This is a genomic window from Stenotrophomonas sp. YJH_SMC_40 (genome assembly GCF_059368615.1).
This window is the reverse complement of the sequence record NZ_JCAFRX010000002.1, coordinates 390991-409831: the sequence shown is the minus strand read 5'-3', so window position 1 is coordinate 409831 and position 18841 is coordinate 390991. Positions and strand designations below refer to the sequence as shown.

The 18841-nt window shown below is 67.2% G+C and carries 13 protein-coding genes; 4 read left to right on the top strand and 9 right to left on the bottom strand.

The window, feature by feature from the left end; genetic code table 11:
* Window positions 1-67: 67 nt before the first annotated feature.
* From AC5P6X_RS04850 to AC5P6X_RS04825, 6 genes are all read right to left on the bottom strand, one after another.
* Complete coding sequence (locus AC5P6X_RS04850) at window positions 68-3094, bottom strand: autotransporter family protein (protein ID WP_108270544.1); 3027 nt, start codon at window positions 3092-3094, stop codon at window positions 68-70.
* 298 nt (window positions 3095-3392) lie between these two features.
* A complete protein-coding gene (locus AC5P6X_RS04845; RefSeq protein WP_049450603.1) occupies window positions 3393-4460 on the bottom strand; it encodes an acyltransferase family protein in 1068 nt (355 codons plus the stop codon).
* Window positions 4460-5608: an N-acetylglucosamine-6-phosphate deacetylase gene (gene nagA / locus AC5P6X_RS04840; protein WP_049450604.1), complete on the bottom strand. Its 1149-nt coding sequence runs from the start codon at window positions 5606-5608 to the stop codon at window positions 4460-4462. The genes AC5P6X_RS04845 and nagA overlap by 1 nt, the downstream gene beginning before the upstream one ends.
* Window positions 5608-6636: an SIS domain-containing protein gene (locus AC5P6X_RS04835; RefSeq protein ID WP_049450606.1), complete on the bottom strand. Its 1029-nt coding sequence runs from the start codon at window positions 6634-6636 to the stop codon at window positions 5608-5610. Before AC5P6X_RS04835 ends, nagA begins: the two co-directional genes overlap by 1 nt.
* Window positions 6637-6643: 7 nt before the next feature.
* Window positions 6644-7711: a LacI family DNA-binding transcriptional regulator gene (locus tag AC5P6X_RS04830; RefSeq protein ID WP_005411045.1), complete on the bottom strand. Its 1068-nt coding sequence runs from the start codon at window positions 7709-7711 to the stop codon at window positions 6644-6646.
* A 39-nt stretch (window positions 7712-7750) separates the two neighbouring features.
* Window positions 7751-9040, bottom strand: coding sequence for a sugar MFS transporter (locus AC5P6X_RS04825; RefSeq protein WP_049450608.1), 1290 nt, complete (start codon window positions 9038-9040; stop codon window positions 7751-7753).
* A 378-nt stretch (window positions 9041-9418) separates the two neighbouring features.
* On the opposite strand from AC5P6X_RS04825, the gene AC5P6X_RS04820 reads away from it, so the two are divergent.
* The 3 genes from AC5P6X_RS04820 to AC5P6X_RS04810 all read left to right on the top strand — a co-directional run bounded on the left by AC5P6X_RS04820 (window position 9419) and on the right by AC5P6X_RS04810 (window position 15759).
* A complete protein-coding gene (locus AC5P6X_RS04820; RefSeq protein WP_049450611.1) occupies window positions 9419-10438 on the top strand; it encodes a glucokinase family protein in 1020 nt (339 codons plus the stop codon).
* A 143-nt stretch (window positions 10439-10581) separates the two neighbouring features.
* Window positions 10582-13290, top strand: coding sequence for a TonB-dependent receptor (locus tag AC5P6X_RS04815; protein ID WP_005414491.1), 2709 nt, complete (start codon window positions 10582-10584; stop codon window positions 13288-13290).
* Window positions 13291-13401: 111 nt separating this feature from the next.
* Window positions 13402-15759: a beta-N-acetylhexosaminidase gene (locus tag AC5P6X_RS04810; protein ID WP_049450615.1), complete on the top strand. Its 2358-nt coding sequence runs from the start codon at window positions 13402-13404 to the stop codon at window positions 15757-15759.
* A gap of 105 nt (window positions 15760-15864) precedes the next feature.
* Here the strand turns inward: AC5P6X_RS04810 and AC5P6X_RS04805 are convergent, their stop codons facing one another.
* Window positions 15865-16257 carry a VanZ family protein gene (locus AC5P6X_RS04805; RefSeq protein ID WP_049402429.1) on the bottom strand — a complete coding sequence of 131 codons (393 nt, stop codon included), beginning with the start codon at window positions 16255-16257 and terminating at the stop codon, window positions 15865-15867.
* A complete protein-coding gene (locus tag AC5P6X_RS04800; protein ID WP_012481278.1) occupies window positions 16254-17438 on the bottom strand; it encodes a class I SAM-dependent methyltransferase in 1185 nt (394 codons plus the stop codon). Before AC5P6X_RS04800 ends, AC5P6X_RS04805 begins: the two co-directional genes overlap by 4 nt.
* Before the next feature lie 59 nt (window positions 17439-17497).
* Here AC5P6X_RS04800 and AC5P6X_RS04795 point away from each other — a divergent pair, with 59 nt between their 5' ends.
* Window positions 17498-18235: a pteridine reductase gene (locus AC5P6X_RS04795; protein ID WP_005411052.1), complete on the top strand. Its 738-nt coding sequence runs from the start codon at window positions 17498-17500 to the stop codon at window positions 18233-18235.
* 31 nt (window positions 18236-18266) lie between these two features.
* Here the strand turns inward: AC5P6X_RS04795 and folK are convergent, their stop codons facing one another.
* Window positions 18267-18752 carry a 2-amino-4-hydroxy-6-hydroxymethyldihydropteridine diphosphokinase gene (gene folK, locus AC5P6X_RS04790; protein WP_012481279.1) on the bottom strand — a complete coding sequence of 162 codons (486 nt, stop codon included), beginning with the start codon at window positions 18750-18752 and terminating at the stop codon, window positions 18267-18269.
* Between the last annotated feature and the right edge of the window lie 89 nt (window positions 18753-18841).

Genomic DNA, 18841 nt, shown 5'->3' with positions numbered 1-18841 from the left:
CGCAGAGGTCATGGCGTGGGTGGGATTCGTGCCGACCAAGGTCGGCACCTACCCAAGGTTGCGGTTGTCACCAGTCCGCGCGCAGGCCGATGTTGCCTTCGATGATGCGGCGCTTCTCGTTGCGGTCGCCGCCCAGCTCGCGCGTGTAGTCGGCCACGGCGTACGCACTGATGGTGCGGTTGAAGCGACCGACCACACCCACGCCGGCTTCCAGCGCGCGCGAGCGCTGCGAATTGACGATCACGTCGTCGTCGAAACGGATGCGGTCCTCGCCGGAACGGCCATGCCAGTAATTGAGCTTGAAATACGGCTGCCAGCCGTTGTCGGCCAACTGATAATCGCCGGCCAGGCGCAGGCCGATGCGGCCGGTCCAGGCGTTGTCGTTGTCGAAGCGCACGCTCGATACTTCATCGCGACGGTCATCCAGCGAAGCGCGCTGCCAGATCACCTGCACCTGCGGTTCCAGCCACCATGCGGACTGCCCGACGTGCAGCAGCGGCTTTCCGGCCTCCACTGACACGCTGGTGCCATCGCCCTTGATGCCGAAGCCGAGCCCACGCGAGGAACGCACGCGGCCGTCGTAGCGGCTCTGCATCGCCACGGCGTCGATGTAGCCGCCACTGCTGTCGGTGAACGTCCAGTACAGGCCCACGTGCTTGTCATCCAGGCGGTTCTGGCCTACCTGCACGTTCTCCCAGCCCAGGGCCAGGCCGGTGGTCTTGCCCTGCGCGCGGGTGCGGCCAACGAATACGCCGATCTGGTTGCGGTGGTTGTCAGACGCCGCAGCCCACACGTCGAGGCCGGCCTGCAGGCCCATCACATCGCCATCGAAGCCCGGCTGCGCATCCCCCTTCCAGTGGATCTCGCTGCTCTGCCCCACCAACCGGCCCCAGGCGGTGCGGAATGCGCCCTGGTTGTACAGCAGGCGCTGCTCGCCCTGCCGCTCGTGGAACGTGCCGAGACTGGCCAGCGAGGTCTCGCGCAGCAGCGGTGGCACCACCGCGTAGGCGGCGGCCTCCACGCGGTACAGCGGCACCACCGCGCCTTCGGCCGGGCGTGCACCCGGCGTTGGCGGGGCGCCGGTACCGGGCAGCGCACCGCCGGCCACTGGCACGTCCGGCACCGCCGGGTCACTGGGCGGCGCCACCGGCGCCGGTTCCGGTGGCGGCGGTGGCGGCGCGGTCTCGCCGGCGGTCAGGTCAGGATCGGTGGCGCCTTCCGGTGGCGGCGGCGGTGCCGGGGTGATCGCCGGCGGCGGTGCGACCGGCGGCGTCAGCGGCGGTGGCGCGGCGCTGCCATCACCGTTGGGTGCCGGCGTTGGCCCGGTCACCAGCGTCGATCGCAGGTACCAGTTCTCGCTGGTGCCGGCGCTGACACCGCCCTTGAACAGGAAGTACTCGTAGGCACCGGCCGCGACCGGCGCAAACAGCGAGAACGCGCCCGGCGCGGTGCGGCCACCATTCAACGCCTGCACCACCAGGATGCCATCGGCCAGCGTGGCGGCACCGCTGCCGCCCGCATTGAGTACCCCGATGCCGGTCGTGCCGGTGGCGGCACCGCCATCGATCACCAGGCGGTCGCTGGTGGAATTGTCCGCGCCCAGCACAGTACGCAGGTACAGGCCACCGCCATCACCGCGATAGTTGCCACGCACGGTGAACACGTCGCCGGCACCGGTACCGGTCAGGTCGATGCGCCCGGCATTGACCATCTCCACCAGTGCGGCGCTGTTGAACGGACGGATGGCATGGCCGCCACTGCCCGCATACACGGTACTGGTGTCATCCACGGTGAGCGTGCCGGTGCCGGTTGCGCTGTCGCCCAGCACCAGATCGCCATCAAAGGTCATCTCGGTGCTGTTGGCCAGGCTGATCGCCTCCCAGTTCTGGAAGCGGGCCACGCCCGTGGTCTTGACGTTGTTGAAGTTGAGCTGGTCGATGCCACTGCCGCCGTCGAACAGCGGCACCGCACCGAGGTTGCCCTGGTTGAGGCTGCTGAGGTTGGCCACGTCGTTGTCCGGCCCCATGTCGATCGCGCCGTAGACGATGCCACCGCCACTCCAGTTGAAGGTGTCGCTGCCGGTACTGAGCAGCACCTGCCCGCGCACGGTGCCATCGGTGATGGTCACGCTGTCGTTGCCGCCACTGACACTGATGTTGCCGCCGATGTAGGCCGTGCCCGAGATGATGATGGTATCGGTGTCGAAGCCGGTCACCACGTTGCCGTCTACCGTACCGCCAGACTGGTCCCACAGGTTCTTGTCCAGCTTCATGTTGACGCGGCCGATGCGGCCAGCGGTCATCCAGGCCTGGTCGCCATCCTCGAACGCGCCGATGATGCGGCCACCGCTCATGCGGAAGGTATCGATGTTGTCGCCCTGCTGCAGCGCGCCGATGGTGCCGCCACTCATGATGAAATCATCGCGGCCACTGCCCTGCGCCACCACGCCGGTGACGGCGCCGCCGGTGACGGTCATCTGGTCATCGCCGCCGCCCTGGTCGACGCTGTCGATCGTGCCATCGCTGAGCAGCAGCACATCATTGCCATCGCCCTGCAGAACGCCGCCGGTGATGCTGCCGCTCTGCATCTCGAGGCGATCATTGCCCGCATCGAACTGTACGCCGGTGCGCCCGCTGATCGTTCCTCGATTGACCAGCACGCTGTCGCCCGCACCGACGAACTGCAGGGCGGTGTTGTTGCCGGTGCTGATGCTGCCGGTGTTGTCGACGCGGCTGCCACCCCCAAGCTGCACGGTTACACCGCCGACCGAACTGATCGCGCCCTGGTTTGACAGCAGGTGACCACCGGCGCCGACCAGCGCGATGGCCGATCCACCACCACTCTGCTGCAGCTGTGCACCGGCGGCGACATTGACGGTGATGCCGGCCGCACCATTTGCGGTAACGGGAGTGGTCTGCGGATTCGGCGCGTTGGTATCACAGGTGACCGTCTGGCCGGCGGTCGGTGCCGGGCTGTTGCAGCCGGCCCACGCAACGCTGGCGGTCGTCAGAAGCAGGGAGGGAACGGCGAGGGCCTGCAACACGGAAACAGCAAGGCGGCGCGGACGGAACGCACGCGGAACGGCACGGTACATGGGGCACTCCTGGGCGGGAAATCAGGAACTGCGTATGTGCGGCACGGCGCTTGCAGTCTGCCGTGTGGTGAACCATTTCGATAGGTGAACTTGCGTGCGGGAAATCACAGTTCAGATATGAAATCGCCCAGCCCTCACGCCGATGTGATGTGGCTGAAACCGTTCATTTTTCCGGCATCCGGAATCACGCGCAAAGCATCCACGCATGGCGTGGATCTACTGATCCTGCATCGCCAATCGATTCGCTCACGGCACCTGGTAAATCTACGTCATGCGTGGATGCCGTTGGCGGGTGGGGTCAGATCTTCAGGTAGATCTTCCGCTTATCCAGCCACCACGCCACGCCCCACCACAGTGCGACGAACACCAGCGCCTGCAGCATCGACGCCAGCTCCAGCGCCTGCGGCATCGCGGTGGCCAGCTGCTGCCAGATCCACCCCCAGATCCCGGTGGCCATCAGCACCACCGACATCACCGATGCCCCCAGGTACGCGGTGATCGCATTGACCCCGAAGCGCCGGCCGAGTGCCGGCCAACCCTTCTGGTCGATCAGCACGTGGCCCAGCCACAGTGCCAGCGCGGCCAGGCCGCCGGTCCACAGCACGTAGCTGGGCGTCCACAGCTGCTTGTTCAACGGCAGCACCACGGCCAGCAGCAGGCCCAGCACAGCGGTCGCCACGCCCAGCCCTGCCAATGCCGCCGAACGCCCGTTGCGCAGCAGGCCACCGGCAAGCAGGCCGAGCACGGTACTGGCCAGCGCCCCCAGCGTGCTCAGCAATCCTTCCGGGTCATGGCCCAGTCCGGTATCGGCATGCCACTGGTAGATCCACGGTGCGAACAGCGCGGTATCCAGGCGGCTGGTCGGGTTGGTCCACGGCGCCAGGTCGCCGATGCCCAGCAGCAACACGGTGTACCCCACCAGCAGCGCGATCAAAGCGCCCACCTGCACGCGTGATCGCGCGTAGACCGCCAGTACGCCCACCAACGCCGCACACACCGCGATGCGTTGCAGCACGCCCCAGATGCGGAAGTGATGCGTATCCAGTGCCCACCAGATCAGCAGGTGCAGCAGCGCACCGGCCACCAGGATGCGCAGCGCGCGCTCCAGCACGCCGCGCGCCAACGCGGGTCGCGCCGCCGCATCCTGCGCGCGCGGTGCCACGCTGAAGGCCATCGACACGCCCACCAGGAACAGGAAGAACGGGAACACCAGGTCGGTGGGCGTGCAGCCATGCCATTCCGAGTGACGCAGCGGCGCGAACACCGCACTCCAGTCGCCCGGATTGTTGACCAGCAGCATCGCCGCCACGGTGATGCCGCGCAGGGCATCGATCGAGCCCAGCCGGCGTGGCGGCGAACTGTTCATCAGGCGGCCTCGTACTGTCCGGCAATCCAGGTACCCCGCACCTGCAGGGCGTCGTCCAGCAGCACCAGGTCGGCCTGGTAGCCCTCGGCGATGTGGCCCAGGCGATCATCGACATTGAGGAACTGCGCTGGGTATGTCGATGCCATGCGCGCCGCTTCGGCCAGCGGCTGGCCAAGCAGCTGCACGGTGTTGCGCACCGCGGTGGCCATGTCCAGCGCCGAGCCGGCCAGCGAACCGGCAGCATTGCGCACCACGCCGTCGACGGCGGTAATGGTTTCGCCGTACAGCACGTAGCTGGGATCGTCGGCACCGACCGGCGGCATCGCATCGGTCACCAGCAGCAGGCGGCCTCGCGGCTTGGCCGCCAGTGCCACGCGCAGGCTGGCCGGGTGCACGTGAACGCCATCGACGATGATGCCGATCCAGCTGTCGCGGTCCTCCAACGCGGCGCCCACCGCACCGGGCTCACGGCCCTGCAGCGGCGACATCGCGTTGTACAGGTGGGTGAAGCCACGCACACCGGCATCCAGGCCGGCACGGATCGCTTCGTAGGTACCTGCGGTGTGCCCGGCAGCAACGATCACGCCACGCTCGACCAGCGCACGGATGGTCTCCAGCGGCACGCGCTCCGGCGCCAGCGTCAGCACGGTCACACCGTTGTCCAGCGATGCCGCCAGCGCGATTTCTTCTTCGTCCGGCACGCGGAACTTGCTGGCATCGTGCGTGCCCTTGCGCGCCGGTGCGATGTACGGGCCTTCCAGGTGGATGCCGATCACGCCTGGTACACCCTGCGTGATCGCCTCGCGCATCGCAGCGATCGCTTCGCGCATCACTGCCACGTCATCACTGATCAGGGTCGGCAGCATCGCCGTGGTGCCGAAACGGCGGTGCGCCTGCGCGATGGTGCGCAGTGCCGCCACGTCCGGCGTGTTGTTGAACAGCGCACCACCGCCACCATTGACCTGCACATCGATGAAGCCGGGCAGCAGCCAGCCGCCACCCAGGTCCACCTGCTCGGCGGCATGGCCGAGCTGCGGTGCGGCGTCGGGCAACAGCGCGCTGATGCGACCGTTCTCGATCACCAGCGCCAGATCATCGCGGAAGTCGTCGCCCACCAGGATGCGGGCATTGCGCAGGACGGTCGCCATTACACGGTCTCCGTCACCTTGTTCAGGTGCGGCGGCAGGTCCGGGTTGAAGCCACGACGCAGCGCCAGCGCATTGATCGCGCGGTAGAAGCTCTGCACGGTCAGCAGCGGTGCGCACAGCGGGTGCGGCGCAGCAGCCACCGGCAGGTTGCCGCCAGCACCGGCCATCCATACCTGTGCGCCACGCGCGGTGAATTCTTCGACGACGGCACGGGTGCCGGCGCCGGTTTCATCCGGCTGGGCAAAGGCCAGCACCGGGAAGCCGCGGTCGACCAGCGCCATCGGGCCATGCTTCACTTCAGCCGAGCTGTAGGCTTCGGCATGCAGGCTGCAGGTTTCCTTGAACTTCAGCGCCGCTTCCTGCGCCGCCCCCAGGCCCAGGCCACGGCCGAGCACGAACAGGTTGGTGGCCTCGACCAGGCCTTCGGTCACCGCGCTCCAGTCACACTGCCACGCCTCACGCAGGGCGTCGGGCAGCAGGTCCAGCGCCGCGCGCAGGCTGCTGTCCTGCTTCCAGTACGCGGCCAGCTGCAGCAGCGCGGCCAGCGACGCCAGGTAACTCTTGGTCGCCGCCACGCTCTTTTCGGCACCCGCGTGCAGCGGAATGACCGTGTCGGCCAGCTGCGCCAGCGGTGAATCCTCGACGTTGACCAGCGCGATCACGCGCGCACCGGCCGCCTTGGCGGCCTCGGCGTTGCGCAGCAGGTCCGGGCTCTTGCCCGACTGCGAGATGACGATGAACAGTGCGCCGCGCAGCTGCAATGGTGCGGCGTAGACCGACCCCACCGATGGCGAGGCCGACGCGACCACCAGGCCCAGCTGGGTTTCCAGCAGATACTTGCCATAGGTGGCGGCGTGGTCGGAGCTGCCGCGTGCACAGGTGACCACGAACGGCGGCGGTTCAGCACGCAGGCTGGCGGCCAGGGTTTCCATGGTGGCGTGGTTGCGCGAGAACTGGCGCGCGACCACGTCGGCCGCTTCAGCGGCCTCGGCGAACATCAGGGTGGACGTGGGGTCTGACAGCGACATGGCAGGCTCAGGCAGGATCGGAAGGAAGGGGGCGTGCGCCGGCGGGGCGCATCGGCGCGGTCGAACCACGCACCACCAGCTGCGGCACGAAGCCCTGGTTGTGCAGCGGCGCCGGCGCATCGTCGTAGGCATCGCTGCGCAGTTGCGCGATCAGCAGGCGCGCGGCGTGGCGGGCGATGTCCTCGGTGGCCTGCTTGGCGGTGGTCAGCGGCGGCCACGACTGGCGCGAGAACGGGCTGTCCTCGAACCCGGCAATGGACAGGTCGTAGGGCACGTTCATGCCGGCCGACTTGGCGGCGGCCAGTACGCCGGCGGCGATTTCGTCGTTGGAACCGAAGATGGCGGTGGGCGGCTCGCGCAGCGCCAGCAGGCGGCGCGCGCCGCGGAAACCATCGTCGAAGGTGTAGTCGCCCTGCACCACCAGATGCTTGTCCACGGTCATGCCGTAGTCCTTCAGCGCGGCTTCGTAACCGGCATAGCGTTCGCCAGAGGAGCGGTGTGAGCTGCCGCCCCAGAGGAAGCCGATGCGCTGGTGGCCCAGCTGGATCAGGTGCTCGGTGATCTCGTAGGCGGCCTCGCGGTCGTCGACGAACACGCAGGCACCGTCAGCCGGATCTTCGGTGGCGGCGATGATGCGCACCAGCTTGATGCCGCGCGCGGTCAGCGCCTGGATCAGGTCGCGGCGCTCGGACATCGGTGCGGTCAGCACCAGCCCGGCCAGGCGCGAACGCTGCACCCAGTCGGCCAGTTCATCGGCCAGCAGCGGCGAGCTGGAATCGCAGGGATGGATCTGCAGCCCGAACCCGGTCTCGCGGCAGGCGGCGAGCACGCCGTTCTGCACGCCGATGATGTGGTATGGGTTCGGGTTGTCGTAGACCAGCCCGATCACGAAGGTGGTGCCGCTGCGCAGGTTGCGCGCGGACGGATCGGGCTCGTAGTCCAGCTCGGCGATGGCACGCAGCACCCGCGCGCGGGTGGCCTGCATCACCGAGGGCTCGTTGTTGATCACGCGCGAGACCGTCTTCAGCGAGACCTTGGCTTTCTCCGCAACGTCCTTGATGGTCGCTCTGCGCATGGGTTTTCCCTGGGGTTGGCTGCCGTCCATCATCGCCGATCAGGCCTTGTCCTGCGGCAGGCCGGCGCGATGCCCGATCACCGAATAGAACAGGATGTACAGGTAGCACGGCACCATCAGCAGCACGAAGGTCAGCTGGAAATCGATGTGCTGCTTGAGCAGGGCGAACAGCTGCGGAATGATCGCGCCACCGGCGATGCCCATCACCAGCAGGGCCGAGCCGGTTTCGGTGAAGCGGCCCAGGCCACGGATCGCCAGCGGGAAGATGGCCGGCCACATCATGGCGTTGGCAAAGCCCAGCAGGGCCACGAAGGCCACCGACACATAGCCGTGCGTTGCCCACGCGCCCAGGCAGAACACCACGCCCAGCACCGCCGAAATGGTCAGGTAGCGCGACTGCGACACCACCCGCGGAATCACCAGCAGGCCGACCACGTAACCGACCAGCATCGCGCCCAGGGTGAAGGCGGTGAACATCTTGGTCTCGTCCAGCGGCAGGTTGAAGCCATGGCCGTAGGTGCCGATGGCATCACCGGCCATCACTTCCACGCCCACGTACACGAACAGGCACAGCACGCCCAGCCACAGGTGCGGGAACTGGAAGATGCTGCGGCGCTCGACCGCACCGGCGGCCACCGGCGTCGCGTTGGCTTCGGACGATTTGATTTCCGGCAGCGGCGAGAACAGGATCGCCACCGCCAACACCACCAGCAGCGCCGCCATGGCCAGGTACGGGGCATGGATCTTGGCCGCAAACTGGTTCAGCAGCAAGGCCTTGGTCGCGGCATCGGCCGCCTGCACCTGCACGTCCAGATCGCCAATGCCATGCAGCACCACCGTGCCGATCAGGATCGGCGCCAGGATGCCGGCGATCTTGTTGCAGATGCCCATCAACGCGATGCGCCGCGCCGCCGTTTCGATCGGCCCAAGGATGGAGATGTACGGGTTGATGGCCGTCTGCAGCAGGGCCAGGCCGCTGCCGATCACGAACAGGCCGCCCAGTGCGCCGGGGTACCAGCGCTGGGTGGCGAATTCGCCGAACAGCGCGGCGCCCCCGGCCATCACCAGCAGGCTCAGGCTCAGGCCCTTCTTCATGCCGGTGCGGCGCAGGATCCACGATGACGGCAGGGCCAGGAAGAAGTAGGACAGGTAGAACACCATCAGCACCAGGAAGGCGCCGACCTCGCTGAGTTCGAAGGCGAGCTTGACGAAGGTGATCAGCGGGCCGTTGAGCCAGGTGAAGAAGCCGATCAGGAAGAACAGCACGCCGACGATGGCGATGGAGGTGGCCACGTTCGGGCGCACGCTTGCAGCGGAGACGGCGGACATCGGGAAGGGCTCCTGCGGCGACGGCCGCAGAACGCGGCGTCGGAGAGTGGCTGGGAACAACGTTGTCACATTCTTTCGATGGACAACCGAGGTTTGTCAACTTCCCCGCGAGGCCGCGTGAACCTCGTGCTGCACTGCGCAACCCGATGGCAGCGGATCGTGCTGAATGCGCCGCAGCCCTTGAGCCCCGTGCAGCAACGGCTCCAGCGTGAAACCCATGCTCACGCCATGTAAACGTTTACTGCACGCCGCATTCGTTGCGACGCAGCAACGAAAGTGTCACGAACTCGTTGACATCGTTGTCAGCGCGGTTACAGACTCCGCCCCAATCGCCGCCCTCGAGCCTTGGGGACGGCCCCACCTGCAGCAGGAGCCCGCGTGACCGCCAGCCACCCCGCCCCGGCCCATGTCCTGTCCCGAATCGCGCCCTCGTTCCTGGCCGCCGACGTCGGTGGCACCCATGTGCGCGTGGCCCGGGTCCAGGCCAGCGGTGATGCCGCCCATCCGGTGCAGGTGCTGGAGTACCGCAAGTACCGCAACGCCGACCATGCAGGCCTCAGCGCGATCCTGTCCGACTTCCTCGGCGAAGGCCCGCGGCCCACGCACTGCGTGGTCGCTAGTGCCGGTTACGCCCGCGAGGACGGCACGGTGATCACCGCCAACCTGCCGTGGCCGCTGTCGGCGCGCCAGGTGGAAGCCGACGTCGGCCTGCAGCGGGTCTACATCGTCAACGACTTCGAAGCCGTGGCCTATGCCGCCGCGCAGGTTGACGCCAGTGGCGTGCTGCACCTGTGCGGACCGGAAACCGCCGCCCGCGGCCCGACCCTGGTGGTCGGCCCCGGTACCGGCCTCGGCGCCGCGCTGTGGATCCCCACCGCGCACGGCCCGGTGGTGCTCCCGACCGAAGCCGGCCAACCGACCCTGGCCGCCAGCACCGAACTGGAAATGGCCATCGTCCGCCACATGCAGCGCGACCGCGCGCACGTGTCGATCGAACACGCGATCTCCGGCCCGGGCCTGATGAACCTGTACCGCGCGGTATGCGCGCTGCAGGGCCAGGCGCCGACCCTGGCCAGCCCCGACGCGGTCACCGCTGCGGCCATGGCCGACAGCGATGCACATGCGCGCCAGGCGCTGGATGTGTTCTGCGGCCTGCTCGGCAGCACCATCGGCGACATGGCGCTGTTCTACGGCGCCCATGGTGGCGTCTACCTGGCCGGCGGCATCCTGCCGCAGATCCGCGAATACCTGCACGCCAGCACCTTCGTCGAACGCTACCTGCAGAAGGGGCCGATGGGCGAAGCGCTGGCACGCATCCCGGTGAAGGTCGTCGAGCACGGCCAGCTGGGCGTGGTCGGCGCTGCCAGCTGGTACCTGCAGCAGCAGTCGGTCGCCTGACACCGCAACAGGCTTCAACGCAATCGCAGCACGCAGTACGTGGCACGCCAACGCACGGGACTTCGCCGCCGCCCCGCGCATGTCATCGCAACCGTAATCGAACACCGCCGCCGGCATCCAATCGAGTGATGAGGAGAGACATCATGAACACCCGCAAGACCCTGCTTTCGGCCGCCATCGTCAGCTGCATCGCCTTCAGTGCACATGCGCAGCAGGCCGCCCAGACCGCCACCGACCTGGATACCGTGCAGGTCACCGGCATCCGTGGGTCGATGGAAAAATCGCTGGACACCAAGCGCGAAGCCAATGCGCGCGTGGAAGTGGTCACCGCCGAAGACGTGGGCAAGCTGCCCGCGCACAACGTCGCCGACACCCTGCAGCGCCTGCCGGGCGTGAACATCAGCTCGTCCAGCGCCGACGAAGGCGGCTTCGACGAAGCCGACCGCGTCAGCCTGCGTGGTACCAGCCCGAGCCTGACCCAGACCCTGATCAACGGCCACACCGTCGGCACCGCCGACTGGTTCGTGCTCAGCCAGGGCAACAACGTCGGCCGCAGCGTGAGCTACTCGTTGCTGCCATCGGAACTGGTGCGCTCGGTGGAAGTGAACAAGTCCTCGCAGGCCAAGCTGCAGGACGGCGGCACCACCGGTACCGTCAACATCCTCACCCGCAAGCCGCTGGAATTCTCCAAGCAGCTCACTGCGGAAGGCTCCATCGGCATGGTGCGTTCGGACCAGGCCAAGTCCAACGACCCGCAGCTGTCGGCACTGTTCAACTACAAGAACGACGAAGGCAACTTCGGCGTGATGGTGCAGGCCTTCAGCCAGAAGCGCGAGCTGCGCCGCGAAGCGCAGGAAATCCCGGGCGGTTTCTTCCAGATCGATCCGAATGGCACCGTGGCCAAGTCCAACCCGGACCTGGCCGGCGTATACGCGCCGGGCCTGCTCGGCTCGACCCTGTTCGAACAGACCCGCGAGCGCAAGGGCGGCCTGGTGTCGCTGCAGTTCAAGCCGATGGACAACCTGACCCTGGGCCTGGAAGGCTTCAGCTCGGAATTGAAGGCGAACAACTACAACCGCAACTTCATGCTGTGGGGTGGCCGCATCCTCAATGACCGCACCGTTGAAGATGCCAATGGCAACAAGATCCTGATTCCGGGCCAGGCCCCGAATCCGGGCTACGTCATCAAGGATGGCGTGCTGTCCAACGCCACCTTCGCCGGCCAGGCCGACCGCGACTACGCGGTGTACGACATGATCTACCGCGAGTCGAAGGCCAAGACCAACTACATCACCTTCGATGCCGACTGGCAGATCAGCGACAACCTGGGCATGAAATTTCAGGCTGGCAGCACCAAGGGCACCGGCGAAACGCCGCGCCAGTACATCGCCGAAGTCAACCTGGCCCGTGGTGGCGGCGCCACCTGGGCAACCCACGGCAACGGCTCGCCGATCGACTGGAACGTCGGGGGCAACATCGGCCCGAGCGGCGTGACCGACTTCGGTACCTGGGGCAACCAGCAGGTCACCGCGATCGACAAGGAAAAGTGGGCCACGCTCGATTTCAACCAGTACTTCGCCGACGCTGGCGTACTGAACTCGATTGATTTCGGCGCCCGCTTCGGCGACCACAAGCGCGAGGCCAAGTCGCCGGAAGGCGCAACCCCGGGCGCGATCTGGAATGCGCTGAAGAATGGCGCCACCGCCAACTTCCCCGGTGGCTTCGCCAACGGCATCGGTGGCAGCTTCCCGCGTGACCTGTGGTACTTCACCCCGGGCGCACTGAAGGAAGCAGTGACCAACAACTCCACCTGGCTGTCCGGCAATGACGGCCCGACCGGCCGCCACAACTACGGCGCCGAGTGGACGGTGTCCGAGAAGAACTTCGCTGCCTACGTACAGGGCAACTTCAGCGGCGACCGCTGGAGCGGCAACGTCGGCCTGCGCTACGTCAACATCAAGCAGGATATCGATACCTACGCCGCCGCCACCGGCTCGACCGTGCCGGACGTGAGCAGCCTGTTCGGCGCGTGGACCCGCGAAGCTTTCGAGAACAAGCACAACCGTGTGCTGCCGAGCGCCAACTTCAAGTACGACCTGCGTGACGACCTGGTGCTGCGCGTGGCCGCCTCGCAGACCCAGACCCTGCCGGACTTCTCGGCACTGGGTGCCTCGTCGTACGGTTCGGACCTGAACCGGACCGGCGGAGGCGGCAATCCGAAGTTGAAGCCGGTGGTGTCGACCAACTTCGACGCCAACCTGGAGTGGTATTTCATGCCGCGCGGCATGTTGTCGATCGGTGCCTACTCGATGCGCCTGAAGGACTACGTCGCCTTCAGCACCGAGAAGGAAATGCTGTTCAGCGAGCTGACCAACCGTCTCGAGGAATACAACATCTCCCGCCCGCGCAATGCCGACGGCAAGGTGCGCGGTATCGAAGTGGCCTATGAGCAGCCGATCGGCGAGTACTTCGGTGTCAATGCCAACTACACCTACGCCGATGGCAGCACCGACCACACCTGGGCCGATGGCAGCGACAACCTGCTGGGTACTTCGAAGAACACCTACAACGTCGGTGCCTACTTCGAGAACGATACCTTCGGTGCACGCGTCAGCTACACCCGCCGTTCGTCGTTCCTGATCGGCCTGTCCGGCGCCAACCCGTACTACCAGGATGACTTCGGCACCCTGTCGGCGTCGCTGAGCTACAAGGCCACGGACTGGCTGAGCATCAGCTTCGATGCGCTCAACCTCAACAACCCGACCTACAAGTACTACCAGACCGCGGCCATCCCGACCTCGTTCTACAGCAACGGTCGCCAGTACTACCTCAACTTCCGCTTCAAGTACTGATCCAGCGGCGGCAACATCGCCGAGTCGTGCACGCACGCCGGGCCTGGGTCATTCCGGGCCCGGCGTTTTTCATGTATAGCGTTCATCGCACCGTTCCAAGGAGTCGTCCCGATGGTCAAGCCTTCCCGCGCCCGGATGCGCAGCGCAGTGCTGCTGGGCAGCCTGCTCGCCCTGTTGCCGGCACTGCCGGCACTTGCCGCCGACCCCATACCCGCCACTGAAGCACCCGGCCCTCTGCTGCGCGCCGGCAGCCTCATGCTGATTCCCGCACCGGCGACCGTGCAGCGCGGCCAGGGCAGCGGCATCACCGTCCGCGCCGACACCGTGCTGCAGGCCGAAGGCGAAGCCGCGCAGCGCGTCGCCAGCCAGTTCGCCGATCTGCTGGCCCGCAGCGGTGGTCCGCGCCTTGCACGAGCCAGCGGCAAGGCGGCAGGCACGTCGGGCAGCATCCGCTTCCAGATCGTGCCCACCTTCCGCGACAGCGGCGAAAGCTACACGCTGGAGAGCACCGCGCAGGGCGTGCTGATCCAGGCCGGCAACGAAACCGGCCTGTTCTACGGCGCGACTACCCTCGCCCAGCTCGCCACCGGCGGCAGCAATGGCGTGCTGCCGGCGGTGCAGATCCAGGACGCGCCGCGCTTCAGCTGGCGCGGTTTCATGCTCGATTCCGCACGTCACTTCCAGAGCCTGGACGAGATCAAGCGCGTGCTCGACGCGATGGCCGCGCACAAGCTCAACACCTTCCACTGGCACCTCACCGACGACCAGGGCTGGCGCATGGAGATCAAGCGCTACCCGAAGCTGACCGACGTGGGCAGCTGCCGCCTGCCGGCCGGCGACGGTGGCATCGATCCGGTCACTGGCAAGGAGCATCCGTATTGCGGTTTCTACACGCAGGACCAGATTCGCGAGGTAATCGCCTATGCGGCGAAGCTGCATATCCAGGTGATTCCGGAAATCGATGTGCCGGGCCACGCGACTGCCGCGATTGCTGCGTATCCGGAGCTGGGCACCATCGATACGCCGTTGAAACCGATCAGTGAATGGGGCGTGTTCCCCAACCTGTTCAACACTGAAGACAGCACCGTCACCTTCCTCGAGAACGTGCTGGAAGAAGTGATCGACCTGTTCCCGGCCAAGTACGTGCACGTCGGTGGCGACGAGGCGGTGAAGGACCAGTGGGAAGCGTCGAAGCAGGTGCAGCAGCGCATGCGTGCGCTGGGCATCAAGGATGAAATGGCCATGCAGAGCCACATCATCAAGCGCCTGGAGACCTTCCTGGAGGAGCACGACCGGCGCCTGATCGGCTGGGATGAGATCCTCGAAGGCGGGCTGCCGCCGCAGGCCACGGTGATGTCCTGGCAGGGCACCGAAGGCGGCCTGGCTGCGGCCAGCGCCGGCCATGACGTGATCATGTCGCCGGTCGGCTACCTCTATCTGGATTACCTGCAGACGGCCTCGCCGAACGAACCGCCCGGCCGCCCGACCCAGGTCAACCTCGGCAAGCTGTACAACTTCGAGCCGGTGCCGGCCGAGCTGGCCGCTGACAAGCGCGGGCACATCCTCGGCCTGCAGGCCAACATGTTCACCGAGCACACGCGCAGCTACGCACGCCTGCAGCACAACCTGTTCCCACGCCTGGCCGCCGTGGCCGAGACCGGCTGGAGCACGCCGGAACATCGCGATTTCCGCGATTTCCTCGCGCGCCTGCCGTCCCAGCTGCAGCGCTACCGTGCCTGGGGCCTGGCCTATGCGCAGACCCCGTTCGAAGTGGGCGTGGACTACACCGACAATCGCGCGGACAACACGGTGACGGTGTCGCTGGCCAATCCGCTGGGCTATGAAGTGCGCTACAGCACCGATGGGCAACCGCTGAGCGCGCAGTCACCGCTGTACCAGCAGCCGCTGACCGGAAAACTGCCAACCACCGTGCAGGCTGCCGCGTTCTACCAGGGCCAGATGCTGGCGGCGAAACCGACCATTGCCACCTTCACCGCACAGTCGCTGCTCAGCCGCCGCAGCGATGAGCTGCTCAGCTGCGTGGGCAAGAAGGGCCTGGTGCTGCGCCTGGAAGACGATGGCCCACGCGAAGGCAACCGTGCGGTGTTCAACGTGGACATCTTCCAGCCGTGCTGGCGCTGGCCGCAGGCACAGCTGGACGGCATCGGCAGCCTGGAGGTCCGCGCGGGGCGTATTCCGTACTACTTCCAGCTTGCCCACGATGAACCCAAGCGTCGCTTCGAGAAGGCCAAGCGGCCACACGGTGAGATGCTCGTGCGTCGTGGCGACTGCAGCGGCAAGGTGCTGGCGGAAGTGCCGTTGCCGGCCAAGCCGGATGCCGATGGCTTCGTGACCCTGCGTGCGGCGCTGCCGAAGGGGACGCAGGGCAGCGGTGACCTGTGCATCAACTTCACCGGCGACACGCGCCCGGCGATGTGGGTGCTGGATGAGGTGACCCTGGGGAAATGACGGCAGGCCTGTCCAGGTGGGTGCCGGCCTTGGTCGGCACCTCGGGCAGAGCATCCACGCATGGCGTGGATCTACGGGTAGGTGCCAACCTGGGTTGGCACGCCTTTACCCGCGCCAGCGCAGCAGCAGGTCGCGCAGCGGGGTCAGTGCGGTGGCCATGCCGGCGAGCACACCGACCGTGTTGGCGATGGCATCCATCGGGTCGGCCATGCGGTTGCTGGTCAGCGCACCCTGGGCAAATTCGATGCCGATGCCCATCAGCACCAGTCCCACGCCCACCCACAGCAGCGGGCGGCCCCGACGGAACAGCTGCACCGCGCTGCCGGCCAGGATGAAGTAGGCGAGGAAGTGCTCGCCCTTGTCGCTGTTTTCCGGCAACGGAATCGGCGGCGGTGGAATCAGGCAGACCACGATCACCAGCAGTACTGCCGCCGCCCACAGCCCGGCCCACAACCGCGGCCGCCGCAGCGGCTTGATCGCCGGCAACACCTCGCTCACAGGCGCCAGCTCAGGTCACCCAGCTCGAAGGCCGGTTCGAAGTCGACGCCACGCTGCAGGCCGATGGCCTGGAAGCGCTCGCCCATCTCGGTCGGCAGGGTCAGCTTCTTCACCTGGTCGCGCAGCTGGATGCGGCCGACCTCATCGGTGCGTTCCTCGGCCAGCAGCAGCACCTGGTCCAGGCCATTACCGAGCAGGAAGCTGGCCTGGCTGCAGTAGCCGGCCAGCTCGAATCCGCCGTGCATGCCGGCCTCGGCCATCGCGGTGAAATCCACCGACGCGGTGATGTCCTGCAACCCCGGCCAGCGGTGCACGTCGTTGTGCACGTGGTGGCGGTAGAACGCACGCACGGTGCCATCGTCGCGGTCGTGCTGGTAGAACTCGCTGCGACTGTAGCCGTAGTCGACGAACAGCATCGCACCACGCTGCATGCCACCGGCCACCGCCTGCAGCCAGTACGGCAGCTGCGGCAGCACTTCAGAACGGTAGCCTTCGGCGAAAGGCTTTTCCAGGTAGCGCTCGATATGGCGCACCGCACCGTTGAGCAGGATGTCGGCCGGCTGCGCGCCACGGATGAAGTTGCCCTCGGCGTCCAGCTCGACGGTTTCCTCGTAGACCTCGCCGTCCCGGATCAGGAAGCGCGGGGTCGGCAGCGCGTCGATCACCTCGTTGGCGAACACCACCCCTTCCCAGTCCTCCTCGAACGGGCGGTCGACCCAATCCACCCGCGCGGCCAGCTCCGCCGGCAGGTTCTGCTGCAGGCGCTGCTGCTGGCGCTCGCGCAGGTCGGCGCTGGGTTCCAGGATGGCGTAGCGCGACGGCAGCGCGTCCAGCTCGGCCAGGCGCAGCAGCACCGCCTCGGCGAAGGCGCCGGTGCCGCCGCCCAGTTCCAGCATGCGCGCCTGCGCACCCAGCTGGGCAAACACCGGCGCCAGCGCATTGGCCACGCTGCCGGCGAACAGGCTGCCGAGCTCGGGGGCGGTGGTGAAGTCGCCACTGCCACCGAACTTGCTGGCGCCGGCGCTGTAATAGCCCCAGCCGGGGGCATACAGGCAGAGCTCCATGAAGCGCGAGAACGGCATCGCCCCGCCCTGCGCAAGGATCTCGGCGCGCAGGGCGGCCGCCAGCTGGTCGCTATGGGCCAGGGCATCGGCTTCGGGCAGGGGGAAGGTGGGCTGCATGGCGTCTTCGAATGCGGTGACAATGGTGCACAGGATAGCCGAGCCTTGGAGGACCCTCGATGAGCGATACCCACCCCGTGGTCCTGATCACCGGCAGCGCGCGCCGGATCGGTGCGGCCATCGCCCGCCAGTTCCACGCCTGTGGCTGGTCGGTGGTGCTGCACGCCAATACCTCCAGCGCCGAGCTGCAGCAGGCCGCGTTCGATTTCGACAACGTGCGCCCGGGCAGCGTGCTGGCCCTGCAGGCCGACCTGCGTGACGCCGACGCCCTGGCCGACCTGGTGGAACAGGCGGTCACCCACTTCGGCCGACTGGACGCGCTGGTCAACAACGCCTCCAACTTCTTCCCCACCCCGCTCGGCCAGGTCACCGCCGAGGCGATGGACGAGCTGTACGCGGTCAATGCACGCGCGCCGCTGCTGCTGTCACAGGCGGCGGCGCCCTACCTGCGCCGCCAGCAGGGTTGCATCGTCAACCTGACCGATCTGCATGGCACCGACCCGATGCGCGACCACATCGCCTACACCATGGCCAAGGCCGCGCTGGAGATGGCCACCCGCGCGCTGGCACTGGAGCTGGCGCCGAAGGTGCGGGTCAATGCGGTCGCGCCGGGTGCGATCCTGTGGCCGGAACAGGGCAAGGACGATTTCGCCCGCGAGGCGTTGCTGGCGCGCACGCCGCTGGCGCGGATCGGCACGGTCGAGGAGATCGCCGAAGCGGTCTACTGGCTGGTGGCCGAAGCCAGCTTCGTCACCGGCCACACCCTGCGCGTGGATGGCGGGCGCACGGTCAGTTGAGGTAGTGCCGGCCGCTGGCCGGCAACCGCCGTCATTCCAGGTCCACCACCTCGAACGCTTCGCCAAACTGCGCGTGCGCCCGCCACAGCGTGGCCAGGTCCTGCCCGCTGACCGGGTCGATGAAGCCCGGCGCGATGTCCGCCAGCGGCTTCAGCACGAAGGCATGCTTCAGTTCCGGGCGCGGAATGCGCAGGTGGCCGGGGCCTTCCACCACCAGGTCGCCGTAGAACACCACGTCGATGTCCAGGGTCCGGTCGGAGAAGCGCGGCCCACTGCGATCGCGGCCATGCGCGTCTTCCAGCGCATGCAGCCAGTCGTCCAGTTCCTGCAGCGGCAGATCGGTCTCGATCGCCACCGCATTGTTGAGGAAGGCCGGGCCATCGAAGCCGACCGCGGCAGTACGGTAGGCGGGTGACACCTGCAGTGCGCCAAAGCGCTCGCGCAGGGCCGTCACCGCGGCGTGGAGGTAGCGGCGGGGCTGGACGTTGCTGCCCAGGCTCAGGAGCACGGTGGTCATGCGGTTCAGGTGACGGCACTTGGGGGGGCGTGGACATGCCGTCGTCACGGCGGCCTGCCTACAATCCGGGACGCACATGATAGGGCACC